Annotated in this window: 26 protein-coding genes; 12 read left to right on the top strand and 14 right to left on the bottom strand. The window is 67.4% G+C overall.

Features of this window, described 5'->3' with window-relative positions; all coding sequences use genetic code 11:
* The first annotated feature begins 136 nt into the window (after positions 1–136).
* Positions 137–751 carry a LysE family translocator gene (locus ACFPOB_RS19680; protein WP_377800071.1) on the top strand — a complete coding sequence of 205 codons (615 nt, stop codon included), beginning with the start codon at positions 137–139 and terminating at the stop codon, positions 749–751.
* A gap of 10 nt (positions 752–761) precedes the next feature.
* Positions 762–1,106 (top strand): cupin domain-containing protein, encoded by a 345-nt coding sequence (locus ACFPOB_RS19675; protein WP_377800070.1) that lies wholly within the window; start codon positions 762–764, stop codon positions 1,104–1,106.
* Between the two features lie 3 nt (positions 1,107–1,109).
* Here the strand turns inward: ACFPOB_RS19675 and ACFPOB_RS19670 are convergent, their stop codons facing one another.
* The gene (locus tag ACFPOB_RS19670; RefSeq protein ID WP_377800069.1) at positions 1,110–1,766 is read right to left on the bottom strand and encodes an ankyrin repeat domain-containing protein; all 657 of its coding nucleotides are present in this window, start codon (positions 1,764–1,766) and stop codon (positions 1,110–1,112) included.
* Positions 1,763–2,845: a heat-inducible transcriptional repressor HrcA gene (gene hrcA, locus ACFPOB_RS19665; protein ID WP_377800068.1), complete on the bottom strand. Its 1,083-nt coding sequence runs from the start codon at positions 2,843–2,845 to the stop codon at positions 1,763–1,765. The genes ACFPOB_RS19670 and hrcA overlap by 4 nt, the downstream gene beginning before the upstream one ends.
* A 139-nt stretch (positions 2,846–2,984) precedes the next feature.
* On the opposite strand from hrcA, the gene rph reads away from it, so the two are divergent.
* The 4 genes from rph to ACFPOB_RS19645 all read left to right on the top strand — a co-directional run bounded on the left by rph (position 2,985) and on the right by ACFPOB_RS19645 (position 6,957).
* Positions 2,985–3,701 (top strand): ribonuclease PH, encoded by a 717-nt coding sequence (rph, locus tag ACFPOB_RS19660; protein WP_377800067.1) that lies wholly within the window; start codon positions 2,985–2,987, stop codon positions 3,699–3,701.
* Between the two features lie 4 nt (positions 3,702–3,705).
* Entirely contained in the window at positions 3,706–4,353 is a 648-nt protein-coding gene (rdgB, locus tag ACFPOB_RS19655; RefSeq protein WP_377800065.1) for an RdgB/HAM1 family non-canonical purine NTP pyrophosphatase, read from the top strand.
* Entirely contained in the window at positions 4,350–5,552 is a 1,203-nt protein-coding gene (hemW, locus tag ACFPOB_RS19650; protein ID WP_377800064.1) for a radical SAM family heme chaperone HemW, read from the top strand. The genes rdgB and hemW overlap by 4 nt, the downstream gene beginning before the upstream one ends.
* Positions 5,553–5,733: 181 nt before the next feature.
* Positions 5,734–6,957, top strand: a complete 1,224-nt coding sequence (locus ACFPOB_RS19645) for an SMP-30/gluconolactonase/LRE family protein (RefSeq protein WP_377800063.1) — start codon at positions 5,734–5,736, stop codon at positions 6,955–6,957.
* A 9-nt stretch (positions 6,958–6,966) separates the two neighbouring features.
* Here the strand turns inward: ACFPOB_RS19645 and tsaE are convergent, their stop codons facing one another.
* The 8 genes from tsaE to ACFPOB_RS19605 all read right to left on the bottom strand — a co-directional run bounded on the left by tsaE (position 6,967) and on the right by ACFPOB_RS19605 (position 17,049).
* Complete coding sequence (gene tsaE / locus ACFPOB_RS19640) at positions 6,967–8,583, bottom strand: tRNA (adenosine(37)-N6)-threonylcarbamoyltransferase complex ATPase subunit type 1 TsaE (protein ID WP_377800062.1); 1,617 nt, start codon at positions 8,581–8,583, stop codon at positions 6,967–6,969.
* Positions 8,580–11,015: a sensor histidine kinase gene (locus tag ACFPOB_RS19635; protein ID WP_377800061.1), complete on the bottom strand. Its 2,436-nt coding sequence runs from the start codon at positions 11,013–11,015 to the stop codon at positions 8,580–8,582. Before ACFPOB_RS19635 ends, tsaE begins: the two co-directional genes overlap by 4 nt.
* Positions 11,016–11,501: 486 nt before the next feature.
* The gene (ahcY, locus tag ACFPOB_RS19630) at positions 11,502–12,902 is read right to left on the bottom strand and encodes an adenosylhomocysteinase (protein WP_377800060.1); all 1,401 of its coding nucleotides are present in this window, start codon (positions 12,900–12,902) and stop codon (positions 11,502–11,504) included.
* Between the two features lie 281 nt (positions 12,903–13,183).
* On the bottom strand, positions 13,184–13,516 hold the full coding sequence (locus ACFPOB_RS19625; RefSeq protein WP_377800074.1) for an HPr family phosphocarrier protein: 333 nt from the start codon (positions 13,514–13,516) through the stop codon (positions 13,184–13,186).
* 17 nt (positions 13,517–13,533) lie between these two features.
* Positions 13,534–13,935 carry a PTS sugar transporter subunit IIA gene (locus tag ACFPOB_RS19620; RefSeq protein WP_057189350.1) on the bottom strand — a complete coding sequence of 134 codons (402 nt, stop codon included), beginning with the start codon at positions 13,933–13,935 and terminating at the stop codon, positions 13,534–13,536.
* Positions 13,936–14,040: 105 nt separating this feature from the next.
* Positions 14,041–14,493, bottom strand: coding sequence for an HPr kinase/phosphorylase (locus tag ACFPOB_RS19615; protein ID WP_377800059.1), 453 nt, complete (start codon positions 14,491–14,493; stop codon positions 14,041–14,043).
* Positions 14,490–16,283, bottom strand: a complete 1,794-nt coding sequence (locus ACFPOB_RS19610; RefSeq protein ID WP_377800057.1) for a stimulus-sensing domain-containing protein — start codon at positions 16,281–16,283, stop codon at positions 14,490–14,492. Before ACFPOB_RS19610 ends, ACFPOB_RS19615 begins: the two co-directional genes overlap by 4 nt.
* Before the next feature lie 64 nt (positions 16,284–16,347).
* Complete coding sequence (locus tag ACFPOB_RS19605; RefSeq protein WP_377800056.1) at positions 16,348–17,049, bottom strand: response regulator transcription factor; 702 nt, start codon at positions 17,047–17,049, stop codon at positions 16,348–16,350.
* A gap of 149 nt (positions 17,050–17,198) precedes the next feature.
* Between ACFPOB_RS19605 and ACFPOB_RS19600 the strand changes: the two genes are divergently transcribed.
* The 3 genes from ACFPOB_RS19600 to ACFPOB_RS19590 all read left to right on the top strand — a co-directional run bounded on the left by ACFPOB_RS19600 (position 17,199) and on the right by ACFPOB_RS19590 (position 20,820).
* A complete protein-coding gene (locus tag ACFPOB_RS19600) occupies positions 17,199–17,948 on the top strand; it encodes a HugZ family pyridoxamine 5'-phosphate oxidase (RefSeq protein WP_377800055.1) in 750 nt (249 codons plus the stop codon).
* Between the two features lie 209 nt (positions 17,949–18,157).
* Positions 18,158–19,768, top strand: a complete 1,611-nt coding sequence (locus ACFPOB_RS19595; protein ID WP_377800054.1) for a phosphoenolpyruvate carboxykinase — start codon at positions 18,158–18,160, stop codon at positions 19,766–19,768.
* 35 nt (positions 19,769–19,803) lie between these two features.
* Positions 19,804–20,820 (top strand): Lnb N-terminal periplasmic domain-containing protein, encoded by a 1,017-nt coding sequence (locus tag ACFPOB_RS19590; RefSeq protein ID WP_377800053.1) that lies wholly within the window; start codon positions 19,804–19,806, stop codon positions 20,818–20,820.
* Here ACFPOB_RS19590 and ACFPOB_RS19585 read toward each other — a convergent pair.
* Both ACFPOB_RS19585 and ACFPOB_RS19580 read right to left on the bottom strand, forming a co-directional pair.
* Positions 20,811–21,551, bottom strand: a complete 741-nt coding sequence (locus ACFPOB_RS19585) for a M48 family metallopeptidase (protein WP_377800052.1) — start codon at positions 21,549–21,551, stop codon at positions 20,811–20,813. The two genes, ACFPOB_RS19590 and ACFPOB_RS19585, sit on opposite strands and share 10 nt — an antisense overlap.
* 50 nt (positions 21,552–21,601) lie before the next feature.
* Positions 21,602–22,903 (bottom strand): polyhydroxyalkanoate depolymerase, encoded by a 1,302-nt coding sequence (locus ACFPOB_RS19580; protein WP_377800051.1) that lies wholly within the window; start codon positions 22,901–22,903, stop codon positions 21,602–21,604.
* A 184-nt stretch (positions 22,904–23,087) separates the two neighbouring features.
* On the opposite strand from ACFPOB_RS19580, the gene ACFPOB_RS19575 reads away from it, so the two are divergent.
* The 3 genes from ACFPOB_RS19575 to ACFPOB_RS19565 all read left to right on the top strand — a co-directional run bounded on the left by ACFPOB_RS19575 (position 23,088) and on the right by ACFPOB_RS19565 (position 25,508).
* Complete coding sequence (locus ACFPOB_RS19575) at positions 23,088–24,437, top strand: ActS/PrrB/RegB family redox-sensitive histidine kinase (RefSeq protein WP_377800073.1); 1,350 nt, start codon at positions 23,088–23,090, stop codon at positions 24,435–24,437.
* A 79-nt stretch (positions 24,438–24,516) separates the two neighbouring features.
* Positions 24,517–25,092 carry an ActR/PrrA/RegA family redox response regulator transcription factor gene (locus ACFPOB_RS19570; protein WP_175506890.1) on the top strand — a complete coding sequence of 192 codons (576 nt, stop codon included), beginning with the start codon at positions 24,517–24,519 and terminating at the stop codon, positions 25,090–25,092.
* The gene (locus ACFPOB_RS19565; protein WP_377800050.1) at positions 25,089–25,508 is read left to right on the top strand and encodes a group III truncated hemoglobin; all 420 of its coding nucleotides are present in this window, start codon (positions 25,089–25,091) and stop codon (positions 25,506–25,508) included. The genes ACFPOB_RS19570 and ACFPOB_RS19565 overlap by 4 nt, the downstream gene beginning before the upstream one ends.
* A gap of 4 nt (positions 25,509–25,512) precedes the next feature.
* Here the strand turns inward: ACFPOB_RS19565 and ACFPOB_RS19560 are convergent, their stop codons facing one another.
* Both ACFPOB_RS19560 and ACFPOB_RS19555 read right to left on the bottom strand, forming a co-directional pair.
* Positions 25,513–25,881: a YqhG/Tai3 family protein gene (locus ACFPOB_RS19560; RefSeq protein ID WP_377800049.1), complete on the bottom strand. Its 369-nt coding sequence runs from the start codon at positions 25,879–25,881 to the stop codon at positions 25,513–25,515.
* Between the two features lie 191 nt (positions 25,882–26,072).
* A complete protein-coding gene (locus ACFPOB_RS19555) occupies positions 26,073–26,546 on the bottom strand; it encodes an MmcB family DNA repair protein (protein ID WP_377800048.1) in 474 nt (157 codons plus the stop codon).
* Between the last annotated feature and the right edge of the window lie 36 nt (positions 26,547–26,582).

Here is a 26,582-nt window from a genome sequence, read left to right as displayed (position 1 = left end):
CGCCGACCTCCAAATCAGTCGGCTCTCCATGAATCAGACAATCCGCGTCAGAGGAATCCTCGAACAGACGCATGCGGCAATCCGTCCACACTGCCTAGCATGGCGCCAACAACGTCTTTTCGGGGAGCAACGCTCGATGGATCTCGCCGGGCTTCTGGTTTTCGCCGGTGTCTATTTCCTTGCCGTCGCCTCGCCGGGGCCGGGCATCGCCGCGATCGTGGCGCGCTCGCTCTCGACCGGCTTCCGGCGGGTGGTGCCCTTCGTGCTCGGCATCGCCGCCGGCGACCTGGTCTGGCTGACCTTCTCGGTCCTCGGCCTCACCGTGCTGATGCAGAATTTCCACGGCCTATTCCTGGCGATCAAATATGCCGGCTGCGCCTATCTGATCTATCTTGCCTGGAAGCTCTGGACCGCCCCGGTGAAGAGCCTGGAGGACCAGCCGCCGATGCGAGGCGAAGGCCTCCGCCTCTTCCTCGGCGGCCTCGCATTGACGCTCGGCAATCCCAAGGTGATGGTGTTCTTCGTCTCAATCCTGCCGCTGGTCGTCGACCTCAACGCGATCACGCCGCTGGCGTTCGCCGAGATCGTCGCCCTGACCACGCTGATCATCAACACCACGCTGCTCGGCTACGCTTTCCTCGCCGACCGGGTCCGGCGGCTGGTGTCGAGCCCCAGGACCATGCGCCGGATCAACCGCGTCACCGGCGGGGTGATGGCGGGCGCTGCGGCGGCAATCGCGGCTCGTGGCTGAGATGGCGGACATGGCAGCAGACGTACGCGCCATGCGTCGCGAGGACTGGTCCGAGACCCCGGGGGAATGGCATGGCGAGGTGCAGGGCTTCGGCGGCGAGGTCTCGCTGATCTTCGTCCGGGCCGAGCCCGGCAAGGGGCCGAGGCTGCACAGCCATCCCTATCCCGAGACCTTCATCGTGCGCGCCGGGCGGGCGCTCTACACGATCGGCGACCGGGAGATGGAGGCCGGGCCGGGAGAGATCCTGGTCGTGCCGGCCGGCGTGCCACATAAATTCCGCAGCCTCGGGCCGGAGGTGCTGGAATCGATCGACATCCACGCCAGCGAGCGCTTCATCACCGATTGGCTGGAATAGCGTTCAACGCCCGCCGGCCGCCGCGATCAGCCGGGCGACCTCGCTTTGGCCGCGCTTACGGGCGTGCTGGAGCGGGCTGATGCCGTCTCTGTCGGCGAGGTTGGGATCGGCGCCGGCATCGAGCACGAGCTGCGCCACCTGCTGGTGGCGAGGGCCGCCATCGCCGAGGATCACAATCTCCAGAAGGCAGGTCCAACCGAGATTGTTGACGTGGTTCACGTCGATGCCTGATGTCAGCAGGAGCTTGGCCGTTTCGACATGGGCGCGCTCGCAGGCGGGTATCAGCGCATTGCCGCCATAGCGGTTGCGGATCGTCAGATCAGGCTTGAGCGGCAGCATTGCCGCGATGATCTCGGTGCGGCCGCTAGCGCCGGCGAGCAGCCAGGGCGTGTCCTGGTTCGCCGCCTGGGCGTTGGGGCTCGCGCCTGCCGCCAGCAGCGCCTTGGCGACGGCGACATGATTGCCGGCGACGGCGAGCAGCAGCGGCGTCTGACGCTGGCCGTCGCGCTGTTCGAGATCGGCTTTGGCGGCGATCAAGCGATTCACCGCGGCAAGGTCGCCACGCCCCGCGGCTTCGAGCAACCCGGTCTGCGCCTCGCCGACTTCCGTCATCAGGACCACTCCCGCCAGGATCGCCGCAGCCCTCAGCAGGCGCCTCATCGTCCGCTGTCGAGCAGGCGCCCGACCACTTTGGCGGTGTAATCGACCATCGGCACGATCCGGGCATAGTTCAGCCGGGTCGGGCCGATGATGCCGACGACGCCGACGATACGCTGGCCGCCATCGCGGAAGGGCGCGGCGATGATCGAGGAGCCCGACATCGAGAACAATTTGTTCTCCGAGCCGATGAAGATGCGCACGCCGTCGCCGGCCTCGGCCCGCGCGAGCAGGTCGATCAGTTCGGTCTGCGTCTCCAGATCGGCGAAGAGCAGGCGGATGCGCTCCAGATCTTCCTGCGCCTTCAGATCCTCGAGCAGATTGGCCTGGCCGCGCACGATCAGGTGCCGGTCGCCGGAGGGACCGGACGTCGTGGCGATGCCGCTTTCGACGAGGCGCGCCGTCAACTCGTCGAGCTCGCGCTCCATCAGGACGCGACTTTCGGCGATCTCGCGGCGAAGCTCGTCGAGCGTCTTGCCGACGATGCGGGCATTGAGGAAATTGCCGGCCTCGACCAGCGCCGACGCCGGCAGACCCGGCGGCAGCGCCAGGATGCGGTTCTCGACCGTGCCGTCATCGGCGACGAGCACGGCGAGCGCCTGGCCGGCATCGAGCCTGACGAATTCGATATGGCGCAGGCGGGCATTGGCCTTGGTGGTGACGACGACGCCGGCGCCGCGCGACAGGCCCGAGAGCAGGGCCGAGGCTTCCGTCAGCGTCTGGTCGAGCGAGCGGTGGCTGGCGGCGGCCCGGATCTGTGCCTCGATACGGGAGCGCTCGTCGGAGGTGAGGTTGCCGACCTCCATCATGCCGTCGACGAAGAAGCGCAGCCCACGCTCGGTCGGCAAACGGCCGGCCGAAGTGTGCGGGGCATAGATCAGCCCGGCCATCTCGAGATCGGTCATGACATTGCGCACCGTGGCCGGTGACAGCGCCCTCGGCAGCAAGCGGGCGATGTTGCGCGAGCCGACGGGCTCGCCGGTGGTCAGGTAACCGTCGACGATCTGGCGAAAGATCTCGCGCGAGCGCTGGTCGATCTCGACCAGGCCGCCGGGCGAATCCGGGCGGGTATGGGCGCTCATTCCCTAGCGAACAACCTCGATGCCATAGCCTATTGTCTCCGGCGAAGGCGGCCCGATCAAGCCCTATGCCCCTGCTCGCCTTGCCGCACTCCGCTTAAGCGCCTACAAGCCGCGGACTCCGGAACACAGGATTGGCACGATGAGACCCTCGAAGCGCGCAGCCGACGAGATGCGCAAGGTCACGCTGGAACGCGGCGTGGTGCGCTATGCCGAAGGCTCGTGCATGGTGACCTTCGGCGAGACCAAGGTGCTCTGCGCCGCGACCGTCGAGGAAAAGGGGCCGCCCTGGCTGCGCGGCACCGGCAAGGGCTGGGTCACCGCCGAATATTCGATGCTGCCGCGCGCCACGCATGAGCGCACCCGCCGCGAGGTCTCCTCCGGCAAGCCGTCGGGCCGCACGCAGGAGATCCAGCGCCTGGTCGGGCGCAGCTTGCGCGCCGTGGTCGACCTGACCGCGATCGGCGAGCGCCAGATCGTCGTCGATTGCGACGTGCTGCAGGCCGATGGCGGCACCCGCACCGCCTCGATCACCGGCGCCTGGGTCGCGCTGCACGACGCGCTGAAATGGATGGAAGGGCGCGGCATGCTGAAGGGCGCCAATCCGCTGAAGGATCATGTCGCCGCGATCTCCTGCGGCATCGTCGCCGGCAATCCGGTGATCGATCTCGACTATGTCGAGGATTCCGGCGCGCAGACCGACGCCAACTTCGTCATCACCGGCGCGGGCGGCCTCGTCGAGGTGCAGGGCACCGCCGAGGGCGCCCCCTTCTCGGAGGAGGAGCTGCTGGCGCTGCTGAAGCTCGCCAAGGGCGGCGTCGGCAAGCTGGTCGCCCTGCAGAAGGCTGCGGTGGCCTGACGCCATGAGCGAACCCCGCCTCCTCACCGGCAAGGTCGTGATCGCGACCCACAATCAAGGCAAGCTGCGCGAAATGCGCGAGCTGCTGGCGCCCTATGGCGTCGAGCTGGTCTCGGCCGGCGAGCTCGGCCTGCCCGAGCCGGTCGAGGACGGCCACATGTTCGCCGAGAACGCTGCGATCAAGGCGGTCGGGGCGGCGAAGGCCTCCGGCCTGCCGGCGCTCGCCGATGATTCCGGCGTCTGCATCGACGCGCTCGACGGGGCGCCCGGCCTGTTCTCTGCCAATTGGGCCGGGCCAGGCAAGGATTTCGCCCCGGCGCTGGCCCGTGTGCAGGCCGAGCTTGCAAAGCGCGGCGCGACCACGCCCGAGCAGCGCAAGGCGCATTTCGTCTCGGCTCTGGTGATCGCCTGGCCGGACGGACATCAGGAACTGTTCGAAGGCCGAGTCTTCGGCACGATCGTCGAGGCTCCGCGCGGGACCTCGGGCTTCGGCTACGACCCGATCTTCCAGCCGGCCGGCCATGCAAAGACCTTTGGCGAGATGAGCGCGGAAGAAAAGCACGGCATCCCGCAGGACGGCTCGCCCGGCCTGTCGCACCGCGCCCGCGCCTTTCATGTGCTCGCCGCTGCCTGCCTGAGGAAGCCGGCTTGAGCCCTTCGGCCGCCCTTGCCGCGCGGCCCGGCGTGCCCAGGCATCCGACGGCGGATGCCGGCTTTGCCGTCTATGTGCATTGGCCGTTCTGCCTGGCCAAATGCCCTTATTGCGACTTCAACTCCCATGTCCGGCACCAGCCGCCGGACCAGGCCCGCTACATCGCTGCCTTCCGCCGCGAGATCGCCCAGCGGGCACAGCTCGCACCGGGCCGCACGGTCAGCTCGATCTTCTTCGGCGGCGGCACGCCCTCGCTGATGGAGGGCGCGACGGTCGGCGCGATCCTCGATGCGATCGGCGAGCATTGGGCCGTCGACCCCGATTGCGAGGTCTCGCTGGAGGCCAATCCGACCAGCGTCGAGGCCGGGCGCTTCCGCGATTTCCGGGCAGCGGGCGTCAACCGCGTCTCGCTCGGCGTGCAGGCGCTGAACGATGCCGATCTCAAGGCGCTCGGCCGGATGCATTCAGCCCAGGAAGCGCTCGAAGCGGTCGGAATCGCGCGGCGCTATTTCGAGCGCTATTCCTTCGACCTGATTTATGCCCGCTCGCCGGAGCAGACGCCGGCGCTCTGGCAGGCCGAGCTGGAGCTGGCGATCAGCCATGCCGCCGAGCATCTCTCGCTCTACCAGCTCACCATCGAGCCAGGCACCGCCTTCGAGCAGCTCTACAGGGCCGGCAAGCTCGCCATTCCCGATCCCGATGCAGGCGCTTCGCTCTACGAGCTGACGCAGGAGATCACGACCAAGCACGGCCTGCCGGTCTACGAGATCTCGAACCATGCCCGGCCGGGCGCGGAGTGCCGGCACAATCTGGTCTACTGGCACTATGGCGAATATGCCGGCATCGGCCCGGGCGCCCATGGCCGGCTGGTGACGGCGGAGGGCCGCTATGCGCAATCGACCGAGAAGCGCCCGGAAACCTGGCTGGAACGGATCGAGGCCGGCGGCGACGCGCTGATCGAAAACGAGAAACTCTCGGCCGAGGCGCAAGGCGACGAATACCTGCTGATGGGCCTGCGACTCGTCGAAGGCATCGATCCCCACGTGTTCGAGGGATTGGCGGGCCGCAAGCTCAACGGCAACCGCATCGGCAGCCTGATCGCCGAGGGCTTCCTCGCCCGCACGGCCAATGGCCGGCTCGCGGCGACGCCGGAAGGGGCGCTCCTGCTCGACGCGCTGGTGGCGGATCTCGCGGCCTGAGGACGGTGCGCAGCGGCAATCTCCGGACTCGATATCATTAAACCGATTTAAGTCAGTGAGAAGCCCTGCTCGCGCAGGGCTTGCTATGACGACATGGCGACCTTCCGCCACGTCACCGCCGCAATCGGCGCTCCCGATGGCCGGGTAGGAACGACACAAGTTCAACCCAGGGAGGTCACCGATGCAGCAACGCATGATCGATGAATCACGCCCCGCCTTGTCACGCCGCCGCCTGTTGCAGGTCGCCGGCGCAGGAGCCCTCGCCGCTGCAGCCGATACGGCCCTGGCGCAGGCTCCGGCCGCCCGGCCCGGCCCGCCGAGCACGATCACGACGCCGCCGCGCGATTTCAGCCGCAGCGGCGCGCCGACCACTTATTTCTGGGACCCGGACGTCCTCGCCGTCGATCCCGCCTTCGAAGGGCTGGCCCAGCCGAACGCCGCGATCCAGCGGCTGTGGACCGGGGCACTCTGGGCGGAAGGCCCGGCCTGGAACGCACAGGGGCGCTATCTCGTCTGGAGCGACATCCCCAACAACCGGCAGATGCGCTGGCTCGAGGATGACGGCCGCGTCAGCGTCTTCCGCACGCCCTCGGGCAACAGCAACGGCAACAGCTTTGATTTCCAGGGCCGGCAGCTCTCCTGCGAGCATCTCAACCGCCGCGTCGTGCGCTACGAGCTCGACGGCTCGGTGACGATCCTCGCCGACAAGTTCGACGGCAAGCGGCTGAATTCGCCCAATGACGTCGTGCAGCATCCCGACGGCAGCTACTGGTTCACCGATCCGCCCTATGGCGGCCAGCTCTATGAGGGCGCTCCGGATGCAGCCGGCGGGCCGAGCAATACGAGCGGAAAGATCAATCCCCGCCTCGGCCAGCCGCCGGAGATCGGCTTCTACAAGCGGGAATTGCCGACCAACTGCTACCGGATCGATCCGAGCGGCAAGGTCGACCTCGTCGTCACCGAGCAGCAGGTTCCCGATCCGAACGGGCTGTGCTTCTCGCCGGACTACAAGAAGCTCTACATCGCCTCGACCGGCAAGGGCCCGGGCGATACCGGCCCCGGCGGCAAGGGCGACATCCATGTCTTCGATGTCGGCGCCGACAACAAGCTCTCGAACGGCAAATTGTTCTCCGACTGCATGGTCGATGGGGTGAAATGCGGCCCGGACGGTTTGCGCTGCGACGTGCAGGGCAATCTCTGGGCGTCATCGAATGCCGGCCGCGCGGTCGGCTACAATGGCGTGCTCTGCTTCAACCCGGAGGGCAAGCTGATCGGCCGCATCCGGCTGCCGGAGGTCTGCGGCAATGTCTGCTTCGGCGGGCCCAAGCGCAACCGGCTGTTCATGGCGGCGAGCCAGTCGATCTATGCGCTTTATCTGGGCACGCAGGGGGCCGGGCCGGGCTGAGCGCCCGGGTCAGGCCTCACTCTGCTCGGGCTCGGGCCGGTCCTGCTCCGCGGGGTCGGCCTCTGCCTTCGCTTCCGCCTTCTCCTGCCCGGCATAGAGCTTCGGCAGATAGGTCTCGTACCAGGCCTTCAGCTCCGCCAGCGCCGGTTGTTCGAGATTGCGGCGCAGGTAAGCCTCGATCCGTGGCAAATGCTTGAGATAGCCCGGCTTGCCGTCGCGGCGGTCGAGCCTCGCGAAGATGCCGGCGATCTTGGTGTTGCGCTGGGCGCCGAGGATGGCATAGGCGCGGGCGAAGCCCGGCAGGTCGAAGCCGGGATCGGTGCCGCGCCGCGCCCCGGCATAGGCGGCGAGCAGGCGCAGCTCCAGCGCCGCCGGCACGTCGACGCGCGCGTCCTGGCCGAGCGAGACCAGGTCGTAGGCGGGGTGGCCGAGCACCGAGTCCTGGAAATCGATCAGGCCGAGCCTGGCATGGCCGACGCGATCGGGGAGCCAGAGCAGGTTGGGCGAATGATAGTCGCGCAAGGTCCAGGTCGCCGGCGTCTCGAAGATCTCGTCGAAGAGCTTCTCCCAGATGCGGCTGAACTCGGCCCGCGTCACCGCCGGCAGGGTGACGCCGGCGATGTGCGGGGCATACCAGTCGAGCACCAGCTCGGTCTCGATGGCGAGCGCCTCGCGATCATAGTCGGGCAGGACATGGTCGCGCCCTTCGACCACCGGCAGGATCGTCGGCAGGGCATGCCGGTGCAGTTCGGCTAGCAGGCGGGCGGCGGCCTCGTAGCGATCGGGGATCGGCCCGTCGGCGCCGACGACCGGCTCGGCGCCGAGGTCCTCGATGATCAACAGGCCTGTGACGAGATCCTGCGCCAGGATGTCCGGGGCCGAGAGGCCAAGCGAGCGTAGAGCCTTGTCCATGGCGACGAAGGCGTCGACGGTCTCGGCGAGATGGGCGATGGCGCTGTAGGGCTTGCCCTGGCGGATCGCCGGCCCATCCGGACGCGGCGGCGAGATCATCAGGATCGCGGTCTCGCCCGACGGCCTGATCAGGCGCTCATAGGCGCGGCTCGAGGCATCGCCGAGCATGAACTCGCGCCTCGCCTCGCTCCAGCCGGCTTCGTCGATCAGGCGGCGGGCACCGATGGCGAGCGAAAGCCGCTGACGCCAGAGCACGCCGCCGGAAAGCGTCGCGATCCGGCCCTGCTCGGGGTTCTCCGGATCGACCTCCAGCACGATGTCGAGCCGCCGGCCCGCCGGCAGACGTGCGCCGGCCCGGTCCGGCCACTCGACGATGGTCATCGCGAGATCGAGGTCCTCGATCAGGCCGATATCGTCGAGCTCGTCAGGGCTGCGAACGCGGTAGAGATCGGCATGGAGCAGGAGCCCGCGCGCGCTGTCATAGCTCTGCACCAGCGTGAAGGTCGGGCTCGGCGCCTCCAGCGCCGGATCGCCGGCGAGGCGGCGTAGCATGGCCCGCGCCAGCAGCGACTTGCCGGCGCCAAGATGGCCGGAGAGGGCGACGATGTCGCCGGTCTTGAGGATATCGGCGATGTCCTGCGCCAGCCGCGCCGTCGCGGCCTCGTCCGGCAGGATGACGGTATGCGTGCCCGCCCGCGCGGCTTCGTCACTCATTCGGCGGCGTCCGAGATGCGCATGCCCTCCGGCGGGAAGACGGCGGTGACGCGCGTGCCCTTGCCCAGCGCCGAATCGAGCTCGACGCGGCCGCCATGCAGTTCGACGATCGAGCGGACCATCGACAGGCCGAGCCCGACGCCGCGATGGCGCGAGCCCAGCGAGTGGCTCTCGAAACGGTCGAAAACCTTCTCCTTGACCTCGTCCGGGATGCCGCGGCCCTCATCGGCGACGGTGATGCGGATCTCGCCGCCGACCCGGCCGGCGCTGACGCGGATGGTCTGGCCGGGCTGCGAGAAGCCGATCGCGTTGGAGAGCAGGTTGAACAGGATCTGACGCAGGCGCTTGGGATCGGCACGCAGCGGCCCGGTCTGCGGGGCGATGTCGACTTGCAGCGTGAGCTCGCTGTCGGCGAGCCGGTCCTGCAGCCCGGTCGCGGCCTGGGCAATGCTCTTGGCAACATCGACCTCCTCGAGATCGAGCGCGAGCGCGCCATTGTCGATCGAGGCGAGGTCGAGGATATCGTTGATGATGGCGAGCAGCGCACCGGAGGAGCGGACGATGTGACCGGTATAGTCGCGCTGCTTCTCGTTGAGCGCGCCGACCGTCTCCTCGCCGAGCAGTTGCGCGAAGCCGATGATGTTGGTCAGCGGCGAGCGCAGTTCGTAGGAGACGTGGTGGACGAACTCCTCGCGCAGCCGCGAGACGCGCTCCAACGCCTCGTTGCGCTCGGTCAGCGCCCGCTCGACATTCACGCCGGCGGTGACGTCGGCGAAGGTGATCAGCGTCGCCCCGTCCGGCAAGGGAGCGGCGGTGCAGTCGAGCACCGTGCCGTCGCGGCGCTCCATATGGCAGCGATAGTCCTCGCGGGCATCGCGTACGCCGGCGACGGCGCTGCGGATCTCGGTCCAGACCGCGTCGTCCGGGAAGAGCGGGCGGCTCAGGGCCACGACCTCGTCGATATGCGGCGCGGCAGCGGCGCGCTCGGGCGAGAGCTTCCAGAGCTGGGCGAAAGCGGGGTTGGAGAGCTTGAGGCGCCCGTCCGAACCGAACACGGCGACGCCTTCGCGCAACGAGTCGAGCGTCTCGCGCTGGGTACGCGAGAGCGCGTTGAAGCGCGATTCAAGGGTAAAGCGCTCGGTCTCATCGTCGAAGAGATAGGTGACGCCTCCCTGCGGATTCGGGCTGGCGACGACATGGACGGTACGTCCGTCAGGCAGATACCACCAGTCCTCGCTGGCGCGGGTCGCGGTATAGGCGGCGTGGACCTGCGCCTTCCAGGTGCGGTAGTCGCCGAGCTCGGGCAGGCGACGCTCGGTGCGCAGGCGGTCGAGGATCTCGCCGTCTGTCGGATTGGAGTCGAGGAAGCCTGGATCGAGCGACCAGAGCGCCTCATAGCCGCTGTTGCGATAGACCAGGCGCTGCGAGGCGTCGAAGACGGCGACGCCGGTCTTCAACCGGTCGAGCGTGCGCACATGCGCGTCCATCTGGCGCTGCAGGTCGGCGCGAACCGCCTCGAGCTCGCTCATATCGGTGGCGATGCCGGCATAGCCGGAGGGCGTCGGCGTCTCCATGACATCGACGATGCGGCGCTGGCCGGCCATGACGACGGGCGCGCGCAGCTGAAAGACGCGGCCGTCCTTGCGGGCCTTGGCGGCGGCTTCGCGCTCGCTGCGATCGAAAAGCTCGAGCCCAGCCTTAACCGCCTGCTGGCTGTCGGGAGCCTCGACGGCACGGGCATAGGCGGCGTTGACCCAGCTCAGGCGGCCATCGGTGCTGCGCATCCAGACCGGCTGCGGCACGCCAGAGAGCAAGGTCGTGAGCGCGGCATGGTCGCTGGCGAGCTTGCCGAGCTCGTCCTCCAACGCCAGGGCCCGGGCCCGCTCGCCGCCGACCTCGCGCAGGCGGATCACGGCGCGGCCGGCGACGGGCCGCCCTTCCGCATCAACGAAACGTCCGGCTTTGGCCTTGAAGGTGAATGCGAAGGCCTCTCCGCGCTCCTTGAGGGCTTCGGTCGCCAACTCGAGGCGCTTGGCCTCGGCCGGCGGCGCCCAGGTGCCGTATGCCAGCGCCGGCGCGGGGCCGCCAATGCCGAGAAAGCCGCTGTCGCCCTCGACGATCGGGCTCGCCTTCGGCCCATCCCAGCTCAGCACGACCTGCCGGTCGCTCGCGAGCAGGGCGCCGAGCCGCTCCTGATGACCACGCGCGGCCTCCAGGCCGGCGGCGAGCTCGCCCTCGCGGCGCGTCCAGCGCGCGCGCTCGCGGACATAGAGGATCGAGGTGGTGGTGGCGAAGACGACGAGCCCGACGAAGATCAGCGAGAGGCCGCCGGCACTCAACCAGTCGGGTCGCAGCGGCAGCAGCGCCTCGACCTGGGCGAGAGCGGGAGCCGGCGCGGCGCCGGCAAGCCCGGGCAGGAGGAAGCGGACCACTCCGTTCGTCTCCCGCCCAACCTGCCTTGCCCGTCTCATTCTCGCGTCCGTCCTGTCCCAGACCAATCTTCCGGCCGCAATCAGCGGGGTGTCGCCAACGCGACAATCGGCCACGGCGCCCCTGAAGGACCCACGCCCGCAACCCGCAAAGCCACCGCTGCACGAAACCGGACGCCATGCGTGAAACCTGCCGGCCGCCCGAATCAGTGCCACTGTAATCACCGCACGACTCCGGCAGGAAGTGCTTAATCGACGGTAAAGGCCGAATGGCGGCGGCGTTGCCGGAAGCGCAGGGAGGACCATCAACAAGTTGATGCCAATTGTGCGTAAGCGTCTATTAGTAGCGTCGGAGAGATGTAGGACGGTGAACGCGACAAAGCCCGGCACAGGGCCGGGCTTCTCGATAATGGGCGCCGAAGCCGGGATACCCGTTCCCAGTGGCGCGATGTCAGCCCGCTCCGGCCTGCGGCAGCACGGAGGATGCCGTCAGTAGCGATAGAGCTCCGGCTTGAACGGGCCGGCCTGCGACACGCCGATATACTTCGCCTGGGCGTCGTTGAGCTTGGTCAACTTGGCGCCGACCTTGGCCAGGTGCAGCGCCGCGACTTTCTCGTCGAGGTGCTTGGGCAGGGTGTAGACCTTGTTCTCGTACTTGGCGTGATGGTTCCAGAGCTCGATCTGGGCCAGCGTCTGGTTCGAGAACGAGCAGGACATCACGAAGGACGGATGGCCGGTCGCGTTGCCGAGATTCACCAGGCGGCCTTCCGAGAGCAGGATGATGCGCTTGCCGTCGGGGAACTCGATCTCGTCGACCTGCGGCTTGACGTTGTCCCACTTAAAATTCTTCAGGCCGGCGACCTGAATCTCCGAGTCGAAGTGGCCGATATTGCAGACGATGGCGCGGTGCTTCATCGCGCGCATGTGGTCGATGGTGATGACGTCGAGATTGCCGGTCGCGGTCACGAAGATGTCGGCGCGCGGAGCGGCGTCCTCCATGGTAACGACCTCATAGCCCTCCATCGCCGCCTGCAGGGCGCAAATCGGGTCGATCTCGGTGACGAGCACGCGACAGCCGGCCTGGCGCAGCGAGGCGGCCGAGCCCTTGCCGACGTCGCCATAGCCGGCGACGACCGCGACCTTGCCCGACATCATCACGTCGGTGCCGCGGCGGATGGCGTCGACCAGCGACTCGCGGCAGCCATAGAGGTTGTCGAACTTCGACTTGGTGACGCTGTCGTTGACGTTGATCGCCGGGAAGGGCAGGCGGCCCGCCTTGGCGAGCTCGTAGAGGCGGTGCACGCCGGTGGTGGTCTCCTCCGAGACGCCCTTGATCGCGGCGCGGGTCTTGGTGAACCAGCCCGGATTGGCCTTCAGCTCGCGCTTGATCAGCGCGAAGAAGATCGTCTCTTCCTCGTTGCCCGGCTTGTCGAGGAAGGCGGCGTTGCCGGCCTCGGCCTCGGCGCCGAGGATGATCAGCATGGTCAGGTCGCCGCCATCGTCGAGGATCATGTTCGGCGTGCCGCCGTCACCCCAGGTCGCGGTGCGCAGCACGTACTCCCAGTACTCCTCCAGGGTCTCGCCCTTGATGGCGAAGACGGGGGTTCCGGTCGCGGCGATCGCGGCGGCGGCATGGTCCTGGGTCGAGAAGATGTTGCAGGACGACCAGCGCACGTCGGCGCCGAGCTCCTTGAGGGTCTCGATCAGCACGGCCGTCTGGATGGTCATGTGCAGGCAGCCGGCGATGCGGGCGCCCTTGAGCGGAGCCTTGCCGGCGTGCTCGGCACGGATCGCCATCAGGCCCGGCATCTCGTCCTGGGCCATGTTGATTTCCTTGCGGCCGTAATCCGCGAGGCTGATGTCCTTGACGACGTAATCCTGCTTCGACACGGGGACGCTCCAATCGATCGTGCTTTGAATGACGGCGCGCTCTCTAGCAGGGCCACCGCCAGAAGGCAATCAAAGATATAAAGATGTCTTTATATCTGCCGAAAGGAGCGCGGCGCACCCTAGCCCGGGGCCCTCCTGCGGCCACCATTCCTTGGCCCGGATCCGACGGATCGAGAGGCGCCCGGTCATGAGCATCCGGACAAAGCCGATCAGGGCAACGAGCATGACGATGAGGTCGACAGAAGCGGACAGCGCCGAGAGCGCGCGCGCCAAATCGCCGCCTATTCGCCCTCGCCGAACCGGTCGGCGACGAGCGCGCCCAGCGCCTGGAGCGCATCCTTGGCGTCGGCGCCCTTGGCGACCACGGTAATGGTCGAGCCGATGCCGGCGCCGAGCGTCAGGATGCCCATGATCGAGGTGGCGCCGACGGTCTCGCCACAGCGGGAGACGGTGATGTCGGCGTCGAACTGACTGGCGCATTGCACGAATTTCGCCGTGGCGCGGGCGTGCAGGCCCTTCTTGTTGACGATCTGGAACTCGCCATAGACGGCACCGGCCGGAATCTCGACCTCGCTGCAGTCGCAATCCTCGTCGCGGATCTCGTCTTCGCGCATGCCTTGCACGCCGAACCTCATTTGCCCGCGAGAACGCGGCTGGCGACCGTGATGTATTTCCGGCCCGCATCCTGCGCGCTGCTGACCGCTTCGTCGAGGGTCTTCTCCTCGCGCACGCTGGCGAGCTTGATCAGCATCGGCAGGTTGATGCCGGCGACGACGTCGATACGGCCCGGCTCCATCACCGAGATGGCGAGATTGGAGGGCGTGCCGCCGAACATGTCGGTCAGAACGATGACGCCCTTGCCGGTCTCGACCTGCTCCACCGCCGCGATGATGTCGCGCCGACGCCCCTCCATATCGTCATCGGGGGCGATGGCGATGGTCGCGAGGTTGGCTTGCGGGCCAACGACATGTTCGAGCGCGGCGCGGAATTCCGTCGCCAGATGCCCATGCGTGACGAGCACGAGTCCGATCATTCAGTCCCACCGAAGAGCGCCCATCGGCGCCCGGACAAGGTCGCGGTTTATGCGGCAGGTGCGAAGGATAGGCAAGGCGCTTGTCTCGAACTCGTCGAAGACAATTCAATCAGAGCCGGCGAAGAGCGCAAGCGCCGTCAGGATCAGACGTTCGTCGCCCGGCCTCGGCAGCAGCGCCAGCCGCGGCAGGGTGACGCCGGCGATGGTCTCGACCAGCGCTTCCGGCTCCGGCATGCGCTCGGGCTCGGTACCACAGTCGATCACCAGCCGGAGTACCGCGGCGGCAAGATGCCGTTCCGGCGTCAGGCCGAGGCCGCGGCGCTCGACCAGCCCCTCGATCGGCGGCACCGGCGAGGCAACGAGGCGGCCGGCGCACACGGTGATCTCAGTACGGTCGTCGGCGACCAGCCGGGCGAAATACCCTCGCAACTGCGCTGCACCGATCAGCGCCAGCGCCAGGCTCGACTTGCCAACGCCCGACGGGCCGCGGATCAGAATGCCGGCCTCGCCGATCACGACGGCGCTGGCGTGCAGACGAAGCGGAGGCGAAGCGGTCATGCCGGCTGCACGGCCGCGGGCAGGCGCACGACGAAACGTGCGCCGAGCCGCATGTCCTCGCCTTCCGACTGCTCAGAGGCGTAACGGTTCTCAGCCCTGATCGAGCCGCGATGAGCTTCGACGATCTGGCGCGAGATCGAGAGACCGAGGCCCGAATTCTGGCCGAAACCACTCTCCGGCCGGTCGGTGTAGAAGCGCTCGAAGATCCGCTCCAGTGCATGCGGCGGGATGCCCGGGCCGTCATCCTCGATGGTGATCAGCACGTCGCCGGCGACCCGCGAGAGCTTGACCCTGACCGGCTTGTCTGCCGGCGAGAAGGAGCGGGCGTTCTCGATCAGGTTGACGAAGACCTGGCCGAGGCGGGAATCGTGGCCGAGCACACGGAAGGGGTCTGCCCCAGGCCGTTGTCCGCGCCGGTCGACAGTGAGCTCGACGACCGGCTGGCCCTCGCGGCGGATCTGGTTCTGAACCGAGACCACCGCCTCGACGAGTTGGGCGAGATCCAACGCGACGGCGTCGTCGCGGGCAAGTTCGGCATCGAGGCGCGAGGCGTCGGAGATGTCGGTGATCAGCCGGTCGAGCCGCTTCACGTCGTGGCGGATGACGGCGAGCAGGCGCCCGCGCGACTCCTCGCTCTTGGCCAGCGGCAAGGTCTCGACCGCGCTGCGCAGCGAGGTCAGCGGGTTCTTCAATTCATGGGCGACATCGGCGGCGAAGCGCTCGATCGCCTCCATGCGGTTGTAGAGCGCCTGCGTCATCTCGCGGAACGAGCCGGAGAGATGGCCGATCTCGTCGTGACGGCTGGAAAAATCCGGGATCTCCTCGCGCGCCTTGACGCCACGGCGGACGCGCTGGGCAGCATCGGCGAGCTTGCGGATCGGCTCGGCGATCGTGCCGGCGAGCAGTACCGACAGGATGATCATCACCCCGGCGGCGACCGCGAAGACCTGGAAGATGGCGTAACGTTCGGAGGCGATGACGGCGTCGATGTCGCCGCCTTGGGTCGAGAGCAGCAGCGCGCCGCGCACGGCCCGGAAGCGCTGGACCGGCACCGCCACCGAGACGATGGTCTCGCCGCGGGTGTTGACCCGGACCACGCTCGCCGGCGAGCCCGCCAGCGCCCGGGCGACCTCGGTATAGGATTTGCCGTTGGCATTGGCGAAATCGTCATAGGCCGGCAGATCGGCCCGCCCGAGCCGGTTGCGGAACATGTTCCAGGTGCGCTCGAGCAGCGGCGGCTCGTCGCTCTCGCCGATGCGCGGCAGGTCGAGCCGCAGGATGTCGCCGCGCGAATAGAGATTGCGCGAATCCAGCGTCAGCATCCCGTCCCTGTCGTAGATGCGGGCACGCGTCTTGGTCGGCGTCACCAGCCGGCGCAGCAGCGGGGCGACCTTCTCCGGATTGATCGAGAAGTCGAGTGGGTCCTCGGCAATGGCACCGCTCTCGCCAGCCTGCATCTGCAGCAGCTTGTCCGGGTCGATCGCGATCGTGTCGGTCTCGACCGTGGCGGAGGCGGCGATGGCGCCGGCGATGATCTCGCCCTGCGTCAAAAGGCTCTGCACCCGCGCCTCGATCAGGCCTTCGCGGAACTGGTTGAGATAGAGGAAGCCGACGAGGAGCGCGACGAGGCCGGCAAGGTTGAGGACAACGATGCGCCGGGTCAGGCTCGAGGCCGCCCGCCCGGAGATGGCGCGCAGCAGGCGACGGCCAAACAGGGCAGCGCGACGGCGCAGCGTCAGCCCCGTCCGCGGCCCGCCGGTGCGAGCCCGTTCCTGTTCGATCGTCGCCATGAGCGGCTCTTATCCTGTCCCGGCGTGCGCGCAAACGTCGTCACAGCGCGCGCCGGGATGCTTCTCAGGCTTCCTTGAAGCGGTAGCCGACGCCGTATAGCGTCTCGATCATGTCGAACTCGACATCGACCTGGTTGAACTTCTTGCGCAGGCGCTTGATGTGGCTGTCGATGGTGCGGTCGTCGACATAGACCTCGTCGTCATAGGCTGCGTCCATCAGCGCATTGCGGCTCTTGACCACGCCCGGACGCTGCGCCAGCGACTGCAGGATCAGGAATTCGGTGACCGTCAGCGTCACCGGCTCGCCCTTCCAGGTGCAGGTATGCCGCTCCGGATCCATGCGCAGCAGGCCGCGCTCCAGCGCTTTGGCGTCCTCGGTGCGGACTGCGGTGGTGGCGTCGCGCGCGCCGGCCCGGCGCAGGATCGCCTTGACCCGCTCGACCAGGAGGCGCTGCGAGAAGGGTTTGCGGATGAAGTCGTCGGCGCCCATCTTCAGGCCGAAGAGCTCGTCGATCTCTTCGTCCTTCGAGGTCAGGAAGATGACCGGCAGGTCGGACTTCTGGCGCAGGCGGCGCAGCAGCTCCATCCCGTCCATACGCGGCATCTTGATGTCGAAGATGGCAAGGTCGGGCGGATTCTGCTTCAACCCGTCCAGGGCCGAGGCGCCGTCCGTGTAGGTCTGGATGCGATAGCCCTCGGCCTCCAACGCGATCGAAACCGAGGTCAGGATGTTGCGGTCGTCGTCGACCAGCGCAATGGTTGGCATAAGCTGTTCCGGCTCTTTGCTTCTTGGCGTTGCAATCAACAGGGTCCACTCTCGCGCGAGAACGGCCAAAGCATGGCTGCAATCTAGCCAAGCCAAGGCGGTTTCGCTACGTCTCGCCCCAGAAAACCCGCAAAATAGCGAAAAGTGCCATGGCGACCGACCCGATCAGGCCGACAGATGCCAGCGCGCGTGGATTGGCGCGCGGCCTGCTGCGCAGCGCGCGCTCGGCCTCCCTGGCGACATTGACGCCGGAAGGACACCCCTTCGCCAGCCTGACCAGCCTCGCCACCGATGTCGACGGCACACCGCTGATCCTGGTGTCCTCGCTCTCTGGCCATACCGGCAATCTCGTCGCCGACCCGCGCTGCTCGCTGCTGATCGCGCCCGGCGGCAAGGGCGATCCGCTCGCTCACGCGAGGATCACGCTGCTGGCCACGGCCGAAAAGGTCGAGCGGGAGACGGATCTCGGCCGGCGCGTGCGCCGCCGTTTCCTGGCACGCCAGCCAAAGGCCTCGCTTTACGTCGATTTTCCCGATTTTTCCTTCTTCGCGCTCAGGCTCCAGCGCGCCAGCCTGAACGGCGGTTTCGGCCGGGCCTATGAACTCGAAGCCACGGATGTCCTCAGCGACTGCTCGCAGGCTGAAGCGCTGGTCGAGGCAGAGGAAGACGCGGTCGACCATATGAACGAGGACCATGCCGAGACGATCGGGCTCTACGCCACCAGGCTGCTCGGCGGCGAGGAGGGCAGCTGGCGCCTCTCCGGCGTCGACCCCGACGGCGCCGACCTGATGCTCGGCGACAAGGCGCTGCGCCTGCCCTTCGACGAGCCGGTAACCACACCGGATGCGCTCCGCAAGGCCCTCGTCACCCTCGCCGGCAAGGCGCGCGAGGCGGCCTGAGCGCGGCGATTCACCACAGTTGGAATTTTAAACGATTTAGATCGCAGCGACCCGGCCGCAGTTGATCCTGACGACTTGAGCCGGCGTCATCATCCGCCTAAAGAGCCCTCCACTGTACCGGTCCATCGGGCCCATAATGGGGTCCGCCCCGCTCTCAATCACGGCGCCGGCATTGTCAGGCGGCGGCTTCTCGGCAGGAGGAATTGCCAGTGGAGACCATCGGTCACGTCAACCCGAACAGTGGCGCCGACAGCTTCGGCTTCCGGGGGCTCAAGGCCGTCTACTGGAACTTCGAGGCGGCACGCCTTTATGAAGAGTCTCTGCGGCGCGGCGAATCCCAGCTGGCTCGCGGCGGCGCGCTTTGCGCCGATACCGGCACGCATACCGGCCGCTCGCCCAAGGACAAGTTCGTCGTCAAGGACGCGCAGACCGAGAAGACGGTCTGGTGGGAGAACAACGGCGCGATCTCCTCGGAGCAGTTCGAGACCCTGCTCGGCGACTTCATCAAGCATGCCGAAGGCAAGGAGCTGTTCGCGCAAGACCTCTATGGCGGCGCCGACCCGGCCCACCGCGTGAAGGCGCGGGTCTTCACGGAGATGGCCTGGCACTCCTTGTTCATCCGCAACCTCTTGATCCGGCCTGAGGCCGGCGAGATCGCGGGTTATGTGCCCGAGCTGACGATCGTCGACCTGCCGAGCTTCCGGGCCGATCCGAAGCGCCATGGCTGCCGCAGCGAGACGGTGATCGCGATCGATTTCTCGCGCAAGATCGTGCTGATCGGCGGCTCCGCCTATGCCGGCGAGATGAAGAAATCGGTCTTCACCTATCTGAACTACACGCTGCCGGCCAAGGGCGTGGTGCCGATGCATTGCTCGGCCAATGTCGGCTCCAAGGACGATCCGGCGATCTTCTTCGGCCTCTCCGGCACCGGCAAGACCACGCTCTCGGCCGATCCCGACCGCACCCTGATCGGCGATGACGAGCATGGCTGGTCGAAGGAGGGCATCTTCAATTTCGAGGGCGGCTGCTACGCCAAGACGATCCGGCTCTCGGCCGAGGCCGAGCCGCAGATCTATGCGGCCTCGCAGCGCTTCGGCACGGTGCTCGAGAACATCGTGATGGATCCGATCTCGCGCGAGGTCGATTTCGACGATGAGAGCAAGACCGAGAATACCCGCTCGGCCTATCCGCTCGACTTCATCCCGAACGCCTCGCGCTCGGGCCGCGCCGGCACCCCGAAGAACATCGTAATGCTGACCGCCGACGCCTTCGGCGTGATGCCGCCGATCGCCAAGCTGACCCCGGCCGAGGCGATGTACCACTTCCTCTCCGGCTATACCGCCAAGGTCGCCGGTACCGAGCGCGGGCTGGTCGGCGTGCAGCCGGAGTTCTCGACCTGCTTCGGCTCGCCCTTCCTGCCGCGCCACCCGTCGGAATACGCCAATCTGCTGCGCGACTTCATCGCCAAGCACCATGTCGATTGCTGGCTGGTGAACACCGGCTGGACCGGCGGCGGCTACGGCACCGGCCGGCGCATGCCGATCCGCGTCACCCGGCGCCTGCTGACGGCGGCGCTGGACGGCTCGCTCAACCGCGCCGATTTCCGCCGGGATCCTTATTTTGGTTTCGCCGTACCTACTTCGGTGCCCGGCGTCGAGCCGCACATCCTCTATCCGGTGAAGACCTGGCAGGATAAGGCCGCCTTCGCCGACACCGCGAAGAAGCTGATCGGCATGTTCGCCGAGAATTTCGCGAAGTTCGAGCCGCATGTCGACGATGCGGTGAAAGCCGCTGCGCCGACGAGCTCACTCGCGGCTTGAACGCAACGCCTGTCCGCGTGCTATGAGAGGCGGCGATGAGCCGCCTCTGTTTCGTTCTCCTGCAGATTCTGCTGACGCTCGTGGTCCTCGGCACGGCCGCCTGGGGCGTCGGGCTTCTGATCTTCCGCCTGCCCGGTGGGATCGGCATCGCCGGTGCGATCGGTTTCGGTATCGCGGGCCTTGCGGGAGCCGTCGGGATCTGGTCCGGCGCGCCGCGACTGCCGCTGTCCTTCGCCGTGCTCTTCATCGGCCTCATCGGCTGGTGGGCCAGTCTGCAACCTTCCCACAGCCGCGACTGGATTCCCGAACTCGCCCGGCTGCCGCAGATCGCGCGCGACGGCGATCGTCTGACCGTGACCAATCTGCGCGATTTCCGCTGGCGCTCCGAAACCGACTACGACCAGCGCTGGGAGACGCGCAGCTACGATCTGAGCAGGATCGAGGGCGTCGACCTGTTTCTGTCCTACTGGTCGGGCGAAGCGATCGCCCATCTGCTCGTCAGCTTCACCTTCGCGGACTCAAGCCCACTCACCTTCTCGATCGAGGTGCGGCGCGAGAAGGGCGAGGAGTGGTCCTCGCTCGCCGGTTTCTTCCGTGTCTACGAGATGGCCTATGTCGCGGCTGACGAGCGCGACGTCGTCGGCCTGCGGACTCATGCGCGCGGCGAGGATGTGCGGATGTTCCGGCTGCGCATCTCACCGGAGCGGGCGGGCGAGGTGCTGCTCGCCTATGTCGCGGATGTGAACCGGCTGGCGCGCGAGCCGCGCTGGTACAATACGATCACCACGAATTGCACGACGGTGGTCTATCGGCTGGTTGGCTCGCTCGCGCCGGGCTGGCAATTTTCGCTGCCGCTCGACCCGCGAGTCGTGCTGTCAGGCTATCTGCCGGGCTATCTGCGCGATATCGGCGCGGTCCGGCAGGACCTGTCGCTGGACCAGCTCGTCCAGCAGGGCAAGATCAGCGCGAGGGCGCGAAGCGTGACGCTCGACAGCCCGGAGTTCTCGCGGGTCATCCGCGAGGGCGTGCCCACAGGCAGGTCTCAGCCATAGCCGTGCAGGCTCGCGCCATGGCGCTTGAGCCAGGCTTCTGCCTCTTCGGTGCGCGGGCAGAGCTTGTGCGTCAGCGCCCAGAAGCGGTGCGAATGGTTCATCTCCTTGAGATGCGCGACCTCATGGGCGGCGAGATAGTCGAGCACCAGCGCCGGCGCGAGGATCAGGCGCCAGGAGAAGCTGAGATGGCCTTTTGAGGAGCATGAACCCCAGCGGCTGGTGGTGTCACGCAAGGTGATCTTGCGGGCGGGAATGCCGAGCACGGCGGTATGGGTGCGTACCGCCTTCTCGAGATCGGCGAGCGCCTCGCGACGCAGGAAGTCGCTGACCCGGCGCGCGACATGGGCCGCCTCGCCGCAGACCGCGATGATCGGCTCGCCTTCGGCAGAGAGGGTGGCGCGGGTCAATCCACGCACCTTGGTCCAATGCACGATGCGGTGCGGGACACCGCGCAACGGCACGACGGCGCCGGGCTCGAAGGCAACGCCCTGCGGGCGCTTGGCGAGGCGCGCGGCGATCCAGCCGCCATGCTTCTCCGCGAAGATACGGCCGGTGGCGAAATCGACACGTTCTGGCAGCGTCAGCGTGATCTCGCCGGTCGCCTGCGAGACGCGCAAGGTCAGCCGGCGCGCCGTCGCGCGCCGCTTGACGGCGACCGGGTAGAGCGTGCCGGCATGGGCGACCTCGATCCGGTCGGGATCGGGCTGGCGCCTGAACAGGGAGAACCGCATCCCGGCGATTGTGCGGGATTCGCAGCGGAAGCGGAAGGGGCGGGTTTAACTCAGCCCGCGACCTTCAGCGCCCTGCGGGCCGTCTCCGCGGTCTCGTTGCGGCGCTCCTTGGCTGCCTTCATGTCGAGGGTCAGCATGAAGTCGGCGATGCGTGGCGCGATCTCCGAGCGGAAGCGCGAGCCGTTGAAGACGCCGTAATGGCCCACGCCCTTCTGCAGGTATTCGACCCGCATGTCGTCGGGGATGTTGACGCACAGATCATGCGCCGCCTTGGTCTGGCCGACACCGGAGATGTCGTCGTTCTCGCCCTCGACCGTCATCAGCGCGACGCTGCGGATCGCGGTGAGATCGACCGGCTTGTCGCGGTGCATCATCTCGCCCTTGGGCAGAGCGTGCTTGACGAAGACGGTGTCGACCGTCTGCAGGTAGAACTCGGCGGTCAGGTCCATGACGGCGAGGTACTCGTCATAGAAATCGCGATGCTTCTCGGCCGAATCGCCGTCGCCGGCGATCAGGTGCTTGTACATGTCGTAATGCGCGGTGAGATGGCGATCGAAGTTCATCGCCATGAAGCCCGAGAGCTGCATGAAGCCGGGATAGACCTCGCGGAAGGCGCCAAGATGCGGGAACGGCACGCGGGTGATGCAGTTGCGGCGGAACCAGTCGGTGCCGCGCTCCATGGCGAGCTGGTTGACTGCGGTCGGCGAGCGGCGCGTGTCGATCGGCCCGCCCATCAGCGTCATCGAGCGCGGCGAGGAGGGATCGCCCTCCGCTTCCATGCGCGCGATCGCCGCGAGCACCGGCACGGAAGGCTGGCACACCGCCATGACATGGGTGTCGGGGCCGAGCTTCTGCAGCATGGCGATGACGTAGTCGATATAGTCGTCGAGATCGAAGCGGCCGGCCGAAAGCGGCACCAGGCGGGCATCGATCCAGTCGGTGATGTAGACCTCATGATCGGGCAGCAATGTCTCGACCGTGCCGCGCAGCAGCGTGGCGTAGTGGCCCGACATCGGCGCGACCAGCAGCACCTTGGGCTGCGGCTTGCGGCGGCCTTCGATCTTCCGGTCGAAATAGACCAGATTGCAGAAGGGGCGCTGCCAGACGACGCGCTCCTCGACATCGACCTTGACGCCGTTCATCGTGGTGGTGTCGAGGCCGAAGGCCGGCTTGCCATAGCGGCGCGTGGTGCGCTCGAACAATTCGCAGGAGGCGGCGATCGTGCGGCCGAGCGGGGTGTAGGTCAGTGGGTTCGCCGGATTCTTGAAGGCGAGCTGCATGGCGTCGGACATGGCCCGCGCCGGGCTGACCATCATATGAACCGCCTCATAGGCGTGGTAGGCGAACGACATGGCGGCCCTTTCGCTCTTTCGCAGCGCCGCATCCCACGATGCAGCGCAACAGGGGAACGGAGCCTAAGTCGTATTTGTTCTGATTCAATCGTCCAAAGGGCTAAGATTTCCTTGTGATGCCGATTAGCCACAGTTTCGTACTCCTCATTCGCCAGGTGCTTTGCGAAGATTGCGCGCCGTGACGATCGCCGACCTCGTTCCATCCGCTCCCCGAGGCGCGCCGCGCCATCTGCGACTCGACACGCTGGTGCGCCTGCGCTGGCTGGCGATCGCCGGCCAGAGCGTCGCCGTCGCCGGCGTGCATTTCGGGCTCGGCTTCTCCTTGCCCTTCGGCTGGTGCTTCCTCGCCATCGCCGTCTCGGCCTGGCTCAACATCGCCCTGCGCATCCGCTTCCCGCTCAGCCACCGGCTGCGCGAGGGCGCCGCGACGGCGCTGCTCGGCTTCGACATCCTCCAGCTTGCGGCGCTGCTTTACCTCACAGGCGGCTTGCAGAACCCGTTCGCGATCCTGTTCCTGGCGCCGGTCATGATCTCGGCGACGGCACTGCCGCCGCGGCACACGCTGGCGCTCGGCCTGCTCGCCGCCGGGCTGGCGACATTGCTCGTCTTCGTCCACTGGCCCCTGCCCTGGGCGGGAGCGGAGCGGCCGGTGCTCCCGTGGCAGTATCAGGTCGGCAACTGGATCGCGCTGCTGCTCGGCCTCGGCTTCACCGCCATCTATGCCTGGCGCGTCGCCAAGGAAGCGCGCGACCTCTCGGAGGCGCTGGCCGCGACCGAGCTGGTGCTGGCACGCGAGCAGCACCTCTCGCAGCTCGACGGGCTCGCCGCCGCCGCCGCGCACGAGCTCGGCACGCCGCTCGCGACGATCGCGCTGGTCGCCCGCGAACTCTCGCGCCTCGCCCCGCCCGAGGGCGAGATGGCCGAGGACATCACGCTGCTGCGCGAGCAGGTCGAGCGCTGCCGCGGCATCCTCGGCAAGCTCGCCTCGCTGCAGGACGACGACGCCGGCCCGCTCGACCAGCTCTCGCTCAGCCTGCTGATCGAGGAGGCGGCCGGGCCGCAGCGGCCTTTCGGCGTGCCCTTCGAGATCGCCCTCACCGGAGAGAAGCCCGAGCCGATCTGCCGGCGCAATCCCGGCATGATCTACGGGCTCGGCAACATCGTCGACAACGCCGTCGATTTCGCCCGCTCAAAGGTGACGATCACGGCGCAATGGACCGATGGGGCCGTCATGCTCACCATCGCCGATGACGGACCGGGTTTTCCGGCGGAGGTGTTGATGCGGGCGGGCGACCCCTATCTCTCGCGCTCGCATGCCAAGGAATCGCGCGCCGGCGGCGGCCTCGGCCTTGGCCTGTTCATCGCCAAGACACTTCTGGAGCGCAGCGGCGCGACGCTGGACTTCTCCAATCTGCCGCTGCCGGCGACCGGGGCCAACATCCGAATCACCTGGCCGCGCGCGGTCTTCGAGCGCGATGATCGCCCCGCCGGGCCTTCAAACCCGGAGCTTTTGGCCCCATATGCGACAGAATGAGGCGTTGCGGCGTTTCAGCGCGTCGCGCAATCGGTAGAGTGGATAGTGAGCCGGGCAGCCACCCACCCGGCAGGAGATGATGGCGATGGACACGGCGCCGACGACAGGCGAGCTCACCGATACGGCTGGCAGGGACATGTCCCTCCTGCTGGTCGACGACGACAAGCCGTTCCTGACCCGCCTCGCCCGCGCCATGGAAGGCCGCGGCTATTCGGTGCGGACCGCCGAGTCCGTGCAGGCGGGGATCGCTGCGGTCGAGGAGGCGGCGCCGGCCTATGCGGTGATCGACCTGCGTCTCGGCGACGGCAACGGGCTCGACGTGATCGCCCGCCTCAAGGAGAAGCGCCCGGATGCGCGCGGCGTCGTCCTAACCGGCTACGGCAATATCGCGACCGCGGTCAGCGCCGTGAAGCTCGGCGCCTATGACTTCCTCGCCAAGCCAGCCGATGCCGACGAGATCCACTCGGCGCTGGCCGCCGGTCCGAACGCCCGGCCGGTGCCGCCGGAGAACCCGATGTCGGCCGATCGCGTCCGCTGGGAGCACATCCAGCGCGTCTACGAGCTGTGCAGCCGTAATGTCTCGGAGACGGCGCGCCGGCTCGGCATGCACCGGCGCACCCTGCAGCGCATCCTGGCCAAGCGCGCGCCGCGATGAGCGGAGCTGCGCTCCCCCAGCGCATCACCGAAGAGCTGATCGCCGAGCTGGTCGATAGCTTCTACGCCCGGGTGCGCGAGGATCCGCTGATCGGCCCGGTCTTCCTTGACAAGCTCGGCGAGGATTGGGGGCCGCATCTTTCCAAGCTGCGCGACTTTTGGTCGTCGGTGACGCTGATGAGCGCGCGGTATCGCGGCAAGCCGCATAAGGTCCATATGCCGCTTCCGCTCGAGATGCAGCATTTCGAGCGCTGGATTGCGTTGTTCGAGGCGACGGTCACCGAACTCTGCACGGGCCCGGCCCGATTCCTGTTCATCGATCGCGCTCATCGTATCGCCGACAGCCTGCAGATCAGCCTGAACATCGGCCCGAAGGCGCTCAAGCTGCCGGAACGCCGCACGCCGGCTGAAGCGTAGCCGCTCAGCAGCGCAGCTTCGACAGCCGCCAGCGATGGCTCAGCGAAGCGATGTCGGCGATCTTCCAGCGTTCGCCCGCGCGGACGAAATCGTAGCGGATGTGATTTGTCTCGCCGAGATTCCGGAAACGGACGTCGACCGCAGCACGGTTGCCGCCCTCCTTGGTCGCGATCTGCAGCGTGCGCGCGATTTCCGTCTCGTCGTAGTCCTGGCCGCTGCTGGTGATGGCGAAGTCGATGCAGAGGTTCTCGGTCCGATCATCGGCGGCAAACAGCTTCACCAGATTCGGCTGGAAATACTGCGCCCGATTGACCGGCGAGCGGAGCCGCGAGAACGATCCTTGCGCCAGACCACCCGCGTAGATTCCGCGCACGATCGTTTCCGGCGTTTCCGCGGAAGCGGCTCCCGCAGCGAAAAGGCTGACGACAACGGCTGATAACCCGAGCATGCGCATCATCTGGACACCCGCAGAACAGCCGATCGACCGGACGACGGTAGCCCGCCCCCCTTACCATGGGTCACGCGGTCAGGCGCGGTAATCCCATCGCACACCGAACGGGCTTCTCACCCCAGTTCGGGATCTTCGATGGCTGCCAGTCTCCCCGCCGCCAGCCTGGCGAAGGCGATGGTGAGCATCTTGCGGCGCGCCGGCGCCAGCGGATGGCGCGGGGGCTCGCGCAGCAATTCGCCGCCGAAGGCGTCCGCGACGATCAGGCCGACATCCTCCGGCAGGATCTCCAGCGGGAATTCCGGGGCGACCGCGAAGAGGAAGCCGTCACAGTAGTCGCGGTAATCCGGCCATTTGCCGTCGACCCGGTAGTCCTCGATGCCCGACTTGACCTCGACGACCAGCAATTCGCCCGACGGCGAGAGGGCGACGATGTCGCCGCGCCGGCCATTGGCGAAGGTCATCTCCTTGACGATGGCGTAGCCGCGCTCGCGCAGATGGCGCGAGGCGCCGCGGCAGACGGCACGGGTGATGTCCGGCCGCGCGGGCGGCGGATTGAGAACGGAATCGGCGATGGCCATACCCGGCATGTTCTCTTTTTGTGCTCGCCGATGCAAGAGCTGCTT

It is taken from the genome of Allobosea eneae (assembly GCF_042657265.1).
In the GTDB taxonomy this organism is placed as follows: Bacteria; Pseudomonadota; Alphaproteobacteria; order Rhizobiales; family Beijerinckiaceae; genus Allobosea; species Allobosea eneae.
This window is presented reverse-complemented; position numbering and strand designations above follow the sequence as displayed.

Excerpts from the sequence above, each read along its gene's own strand:
- ACFPOB_RS19680 (WP_377800071.1), top strand. The coding sequence starts at position 137 with ATGGATCTCGCCGGGCTTCTGGTTTTCGCCGGTGTCTATTTCCTTGCC.
- ACFPOB_RS19675 (WP_377800070.1), top strand. The coding sequence starts at position 762 with ATGGCAGCAGACGTACGCGCCATGCGTCGCGAGGACTGGTCCGAGACC.
- ACFPOB_RS19670 (WP_377800069.1), bottom strand. The coding sequence starts at position 1,766 with ATGAGGCGCCTGCTGAGGGCTGCGGCGATCCTGGCGGGAGTGGTCCTG.
- hrcA (WP_377800068.1), bottom strand. The coding sequence starts at position 2,845 with ATGAGCGCCCATACCCGCCCGGATTCGCCCGGCGGCCTGGTCGAGATC.
- rph (WP_377800067.1), top strand. The coding sequence starts at position 2,985 with ATGAGACCCTCGAAGCGCGCAGCCGACGAGATGCGCAAGGTCACGCTG.
- rdgB (WP_377800065.1), top strand. The coding sequence starts at position 3,706 with ATGAGCGAACCCCGCCTCCTCACCGGCAAGGTCGTGATCGCGACCCAC.
- ACFPOB_RS19645 (WP_377800063.1), top strand. The coding sequence starts at position 5,734 with ATGCAGCAACGCATGATCGATGAATCACGCCCCGCCTTGTCACGCCGC.
- tsaE (WP_377800062.1), bottom strand. The coding sequence starts at position 8,583 with ATGAGTGACGAAGCCGCGCGGGCGGGCACGCATACCGTCATCCTGCCG.
- ACFPOB_RS19625 (WP_377800074.1), bottom strand. The coding sequence starts at position 13,516 with ATGCGCGAAGACGAGATCCGCGACGAGGATTGCGACTGCAGCGAGGTC.
- ACFPOB_RS19620 (WP_057189350.1), bottom strand. The coding sequence starts at position 13,935 with ATGATCGGACTCGTGCTCGTCACGCATGGGCATCTGGCGACGGAATTC.
- ACFPOB_RS19615 (WP_377800059.1), bottom strand. The coding sequence starts at position 14,493 with ATGACCGCTTCGCCTCCGCTTCGTCTGCACGCCAGCGCCGTCGTGATC.
- ACFPOB_RS19610 (WP_377800057.1), bottom strand. The coding sequence starts at position 16,283 with ATGGCGACGATCGAACAGGAACGGGCTCGCACCGGCGGGCCGCGGACG.
- ACFPOB_RS19605 (WP_377800056.1), bottom strand. The coding sequence starts at position 17,049 with ATGCCAACCATTGCGCTGGTCGACGACGACCGCAACATCCTGACCTCG.
- ACFPOB_RS19600 (WP_377800055.1), top strand. The coding sequence starts at position 17,199 with ATGGCGACCGACCCGATCAGGCCGACAGATGCCAGCGCGCGTGGATTG.
- ACFPOB_RS19590 (WP_377800053.1), top strand. The coding sequence starts at position 19,804 with ATGAGCCGCCTCTGTTTCGTTCTCCTGCAGATTCTGCTGACGCTCGTG.
- ACFPOB_RS19585 (WP_377800052.1), bottom strand. The coding sequence starts at position 21,551 with ATGCGGTTCTCCCTGTTCAGGCGCCAGCCCGATCCCGACCGGATCGAG.
- ACFPOB_RS19580 (WP_377800051.1), bottom strand. The coding sequence starts at position 22,903 with ATGTCGTTCGCCTACCACGCCTATGAGGCGGTTCATATGATGGTCAGC.
- ACFPOB_RS19570 (WP_175506890.1), top strand. The coding sequence starts at position 24,517 with ATGGCGATGGACACGGCGCCGACGACAGGCGAGCTCACCGATACGGCT.
- ACFPOB_RS19565 (WP_377800050.1), top strand. The coding sequence starts at position 25,089 with ATGAGCGGAGCTGCGCTCCCCCAGCGCATCACCGAAGAGCTGATCGCC.
- ACFPOB_RS19555 (WP_377800048.1), bottom strand. The coding sequence starts at position 26,546 with ATGCCGGGTATGGCCATCGCCGATTCCGTTCTCAATCCGCCGCCCGCG.